Below are 6,036 nucleotides of genomic sequence, written 5' to 3'. Positions count from 1 at the left end.
AGTACCCACGTTTACGTGGGGTTTTGAGCGTTCAAACGTTTCCTTTGCCACCGTCTTGGCCCTCAGGTTGTAAGGTTTATGCTAAAGCTTGCCGGCGAGCCGACTATATATGTATGAGAGCCGACATCATACGCGCGCGCGGAATCCTGTCAACAAAGGTCGTTACCTCGAGACAGGCTGAGCTGCAGAATGGCGTCAGGTGAAGGTTTTTTCGCTTTAATTGGACTTACAGGCAAAAGTGTGAGGAAATCGCCGCCGAAAACGTGTACATTATCGCGCGAAATTTCACTCTGCTAACCGAGTAACGTTATGACAGACCTCTCTAAATACAGAAACATAGGTATCTTTGCCCACGTTGACGCGGGTAAAACTACCACCACGGAACGTATCCTGAAGCTGACCGGTAAAATTCACAAGACCGGTGAAGTACACGACGGCGAATCCACTACTGACTTCATGGAACAGGAAGCTGAGCGTGGTATTACCATTCAGTCTGCTGCTGTTACCTGTGAATGGGCAGGCCACCGCCTGAACGTTATTGACACCCCTGGACACGTTGACTTCACCGTTGAAGTTTATCGTTCACTTAAAGTACTGGACGGTGGTATTGGCGTATTCTGTGGTTCTGGCGGTGTTGAGCCTCAATCAGAAACCAACTGGCGTTACGCTAACGAATCTGAAGTATCCCGTATCATCTTCGTAAACAAGCTGGACCGTCTGGGTGCAGACTTCTACCGCGTTGTTGATCAGGTTAAGAATGTACTGGGCGCTAGGCCACTGGTTATGGTTCTGCCAATCGGTACCGAAGACGAGTTCGTTGGTGTTGTCGACCTGCTGAGCAAAAAAGCTTACGTATGGGATGACTCTGGCCTGCCAGAAAACTACGAAATTCAGGACGTTCCAGCTGACATGGCTGACGACGTTGAGATGTACCGTGAACAGCTGATCGAAACCGCCCTGGAAGCAGACGAAGACCTGCTGATGGAATACCTGGAAGAAGGTACAGAACCATCCATCGAAGATCTGAAGCGTTGCATCCGTGAAGGTACCCGTACTCTGCAGTTCTTCCCAACCTACTGTGGTTCTGCCTTTAAGAATAAAGGTGTACAGCTGGTTCTGGACGCGGTTGTTGATTACCTGCCAGACCCAACGGAAGTTGATCCACAGGATCTGACCGACGAAGAAGGTAACCCAACTGGCGAGCACGCTATCGTATCTGCTGACGAGCCTTTCCGTGCTCTGGCGTTCAAGATCATGGACGACCGTTTCGGCGCCCTGACCTTTATCCGTATCTACTCCGGTAAGATCAACAAAGGCGATACCGTACTTAACTCTGCCACAGGCAAGACTGAGCGTATCGGTCGTATGGTTGAAATGCAGGCGGACGATAAGAGCGAGCTGACTTCAGCACAGGCCGGTGACATCATCGCGGTTGTTGGTATGAAGAACGTTCAGACTGGTCACACCCTGTGTGATCCTAAGCACGAATGTACTCTGGAAGCCATGGTGTTCCCAGAGCCAGTAATCTCTATCGCTGTTAAGCCAAAAGACAAAGGCGCAGTTGATAAGATGGGCATCGCGATCGGTAAGCTGGTTGCTGAAGATCCATCGTTCCAGGTTGAAACTGACGAAGATTCAGGCGAAACCATCCTGAAAGGTATGGGCGAGCTTCACCTCGATATTAAAGTCGACATTCTGAAGCGTACTTACGGCGTTGAGCTGGAAGTAGGTGCTCCACAGGTATCTTACCGTGAGACCATCACTTCAGCGATCGAAGACAGCTACACCCACAAGAAGCAGTCTGGTGGTTCTGGTCAGTACGGTAAGATCGATTACCGCATGAAGCCAGGTGAGCCAGGTACAGGTTTCGTATTCAACACCTCTGTTGTGGGCGGTAACGTACCAAAAGAATTCTTCCCTGCGATTGAGAAAGGCTTCAAGAGCATGATGGAAGAAGGTCCACTGGCTGGCTTCCCAGTACTGGACGTTGAAATCGACGTATTCGACGGTGGTTACCACGCGGTTGACTCCTCTGCAGTTGCGTTCGAAATCGCTGCAAAAGGTGCATTCCGTCAGTCAATGCCGAAAGCCGGCGCTCAGCTGCTTGAGCCTATCATGAAGGTTGACGTCTTCACTCCAGAAGACAACGTGGGTGATGTTATCGGTGACCTGAACCGTCGTCGCGGCATGATCAAAGATCAGGAGCCAGGCACGACTGGTGTTCGCATCAAAGCAGACGTTCCACTGTCTGAAATGTTTGGCTACATCGGCCACCTGCGTACCATCACTTCTGGTCGTGGTCAGTTCTCTATGGAGTTCAGCCACTACATGCCTTGCCCACAGCAGATCGCTGACAAGGTAATGGAAGAAGCGAAAGCACGTAAAGCAGAGAAGTAATCTGACTTACTGCTAACGCAGAAAAAACCCCGCCTGGTTCGCCACGCGGGGTTTTTTATTGGCTGACATTTCACCCTGACGGGGGAAGACAGATAACGCCAGATTGATTATTATTTCGCCAAATCACAGAGGAAGTTAATAATGATATCAAGAAGCCTCCCCACCGCTGTGCTGGCAATTAGCCTTTATGGCCTGTCGGCCCACGCGAACGACTGTGACGGCATCGATTGCCCACAGGAGCCCATAGCCGATGAATGTTTTGATCAGAGCTGTGAACTTCCACCCGAGAATGAAGCGCCCGCCTGCGATGGCCAGGAGTGCCCTCCTATCGACGAATGCCAGGACCCACAAAGCTGTGAAGGCCCGGGAGATGGACCGGGAGAAACGCCAAATTACGCAGTGAATGTCGACTCCGACAGTACAGTGACCATCCTCAGTACCGACATCACCGCCGATGGTGAGATCTACGTCGAAGTTAGCCCGACAAAAGGCACCGCCACCGACAATCAAGGCGCATCGGTGACCTTTGATACCAACGGCGAATTCAGCACGCTTGAAGAAGGCGTCACTGAAGAGGTGACATTCGAGGTATACACAACCGGTACCGATACCGCTTATGCGATCATCACTGTCACGGTCACAGGCGTGACACAGGAAGAGACCGAAGTTAGCCTCAATGCTGGTGTGACTACCCACGACACGTTATCTCGCAACGGAGTATTCAACGAAGGAGAGTTTGTAACTGTCTGGATGGACACCCAGCAACTGGCCGAAGGTGAAGCCATTGTCATCCGTGATATTCCAGAGCATATGGAATACGTTGAGACGCTCTCTGCAGATCTACCGGCAGACGCCAGCAGCAATATGGCGTTCCGTACTGAGATACTGGGCAGCTTCTACCGGGCAGAGGATCGCATTCTTCGCATAAGCCCACGTAGCGGAGACGAAACTTCCACACCGGCTGCACATGTGGTCTTCAAAGTAATTGCTTCAGAGAGTGACGAGCCCACAGTACTACTTATCGAACGCCTGGACAGTGAGGGTCTTGAAGCGACTAATGCAACGGTCGAAATTCCACCTGCTCAATCTGCTAAGTATTACCTCGAAGTGGCGCGCAGCGACTCAGGTGCAACCCTTGCTGCCTGGCCCCCAGCAACACAAGAAGAAGACTTCGTTACACTTGAAACAAGTGTCTCCGCGGAAACAGGAAGCCTCACCTGCTCAGATTCGGAGACCCTATCTGATAATGGCCTACTCAATGGTAACGGAACGGCAACCGCTAGTTGCTCAGATGGCGTCGTGACAGCCAGCAACACCGATGCAAGTGTATCGGCAGAAGCACCGCTGACCCTCCCTTTGATGTTCACCAGCGAAGAGTCAACAAGCCTTGTTGCCGGCGGAAGCATATCCTTCAGTGACGCCAGCAGCATTAGCCTGGAAGCAGCAGCACAGGCCCCCGTAGGTGCAGGTGTAGAGCCCATTCTTATTCTGGAATATCCGTCCAACCCATATGCTGCACTCCGACTCAAGCTTCCAGACGGTGTTGAAAAAGCCACCAATCTGACCGTGGACTTATTACTGGACCCAGATTCATCAGAAATCTACCCTGCCGAATTTGACTGCATACAAATATCCACGTCGTCGGCTCTGAACGAAGAAAGCCTTATCGTCACCTGTACACCAGACCATGTACATATAGCGTTCCCAGTAGATATGGCAGTAGAAAATCAGGCGGATTTTGAAGATGGCCTCGCTCGGATCGATGTTGATTTCACCACGACAGATAGCGAAGGGACAGCTACCGCGTCTGTACTGACAATAAGTAAGTATGATGAGATCGACAGTGCTGTCGCCTATTACGCTGACTACACCATCGACTTTGAAGAAGACAAAGACTCCCTGGGAATCTTCGCCGCACTGTTAGCTCTTATAAGCTTTGGCCTTTATCGCAGACGTAATCAGGTAAGCTAGGCCAACCACCAGGCCAGTGATCATTCCTAGGATGTGGGCTGGCTTGGTTTTCTTTCCTGGCATCGCGTCAATTGAGTGGCCAGTGAGCATTTCCCAGCCACTCTCGCTACCGAAAAACCCAAGCTCATGGGCAGAAAACAGAGCGAAAATAACAGCGGTAACCATCATCATCCAGAAGTCACGGGTTCGATACCCCTCCGCAATAATCAACACCAGCAAGAGCACAAACGTACCTGAGGCCACACCACTAAAGCCAAGGGATATGTGGCCGGGTGCAGTCAATATCAGCTTATAAGCGGCCGTTATCGTAATCACAGCGATAAGATAAATAACAAACGCCCGCCGGTTTATCTGCTCACACACAAGGCTACTGGCCAGAAGCACAATGATGTTCCAGAGGTAATGATCCCAGGAACTGTGGACAAACACAGCCGTAAAGGTACGCCACCACTCTCCCTCTTCAATAATGGCAGCGCGATCAAACCTCAGATAGTTATCCGCCTCAGGAACGAACATCAGTGCCGTTACCGTAATCCCGAGCGTAATTGTCACCCATGAGTGCGACAGAAAATCAGAACGCACCCGTGCCCAGGTTAGCCCCAGCACATTGGCCAGCGCTCTGAAAAAGTTAAGCTGCATCGGGATCAGGCTCTTCACCGACAAAAAGAAGTGCGAGTTTCCAGGTAATCACGCCCACTAAAAACCCTGCCAACAGATCGACCACGTAATGCTGCTTAGCTAACAGCGTAGAGGCAATAATTGGCAAATACAAAAACAGGCTCCACACCCACCAGAAAGTTCGCACACCATGCATATGACTGGCGACAACCATGACCGTCGCCGCCAATAAAGTCTGAGACGCATGCAAACTCGGCAAGAGATTGACCCCGGCATCAAGACTACGCAGCATCATCAGTCCGCTGCAAGTCCAGTCAGTACAGATAAACGCCTCATGGGTGATCTTCAATGGTACAAATGCGAAACAAAGGCAGGCAATCACTACGGACAGCACCAGCGACAGCGCATAACGAAGATACAGAGTAAAAGGCATATCGAGCAGGGCGGGAATGATCAGGCCCGGAATATAAAGAAAGTAGATAAACGCAAATTCTGGAATCAATGGAATCGCATCATCAAGAGGCAAACCCACCTCCCATGAATCTATAGAGTCCATTCTCGCAGCGTTGTACTGCTGTAAAACCTGGTAGGCAACCAACTGAATAATAGCAACGAGAACACCAATGATGATGCGGCCCACGCGTATATCTGCAATTCGATAATCGTACTTTGTTCTTAACGGCATGGTACTTCGATACTGATCAAAACAGCATTGTAGCCCAGGACTTCTGAAAAAACTGGCCTCTGGAAACCACAAAGACCTACCTGAAGAGTAATTAAGAAAGCCAAATAGCAGACACAAAAAAGCCCGCATGAAGCGGGCTTTTTCTGATTCTGCATCTTTCTTCACCGCACACTTCGAGGAAGTGTTACCGAAGAAGGCTCTGCCAGGCCGTGTTATCGATTTGATGAGGAGCTTACTTATGTAAGTGACAAATCAAATCGATGACACAACACCGCAGAGGCGATGCAGGTAGCTTCATCACTCGATGATTTTAGCTACAACACCAGCACCTACAGTACGACCACCTTCACGGATAGCGAAACGCA

General features: G+C 50.5%; 5 protein-coding genes. 2 read left to right on the top strand and 3 right to left on the bottom strand.

Features of this window, described 5'->3' with window-relative positions; genetic code table 11:
• The first annotated feature begins 309 nt into the window (after nt 1-309).
• Both fusA and B2067_RS09165 read left to right on the top strand, forming a co-directional pair.
• Nucleotides 310-2,397 carry an elongation factor G gene (gene fusA, locus B2067_RS09170; RefSeq protein WP_297530275.1) on the top strand — a complete coding sequence of 696 codons (2,088 nt, stop codon included), beginning with the start codon at nt 310-312 and terminating at the stop codon, nt 2,395-2,397.
• Between the two features lie 141 nt (nt 2,398-2,538).
• A complete protein-coding gene (locus B2067_RS09165; protein WP_301388212.1) occupies nt 2,539-4,368 on the top strand; it encodes a hypothetical protein in 1,830 nt (609 codons plus the stop codon).
• On the opposite strand, the gene B2067_RS09160 is transcribed toward B2067_RS09165, so the two are convergent.
• The 3 genes from B2067_RS09160 to B2067_RS09150 all read right to left on the bottom strand — a co-directional run.
• Entirely contained in the window at nt 4,318-5,007 is a 690-nt protein-coding gene (locus B2067_RS09160) for a rhomboid family intramembrane serine protease (protein ID WP_301388210.1), read from the bottom strand. The genes B2067_RS09165 and B2067_RS09160 overlap by 51 nt on opposite strands.
• Nucleotides 4,997-5,836 (bottom strand): hypothetical protein, encoded by an 840-nt coding sequence (locus B2067_RS09155; RefSeq protein ID WP_301388209.1) that lies wholly within the window; start codon nt 5,834-5,836, stop codon nt 4,997-4,999. Before B2067_RS09155 ends, B2067_RS09160 begins: the two co-directional genes overlap by 11 nt.
• Before the next feature lie 132 nt (nt 5,837-5,968).
• The coding region (locus B2067_RS09150; RefSeq protein ID WP_201785216.1) for a hypothetical protein at nt 5,969-6,036 on the bottom strand (68 nt) is incomplete at its 5' end.

Origin of the sequence: Thalassolituus sp. UBA2590, from assembly GCF_002339775.1 — a bacterium.
Lineage (GTDB): Bacteria > Pseudomonadota > Gammaproteobacteria > Pseudomonadales > Oceanobacteraceae > Thalassolituus.
Note: the sequence above shows the minus strand (reverse complement) of the source record. Positions and strands in the feature narration are given on the sequence as shown.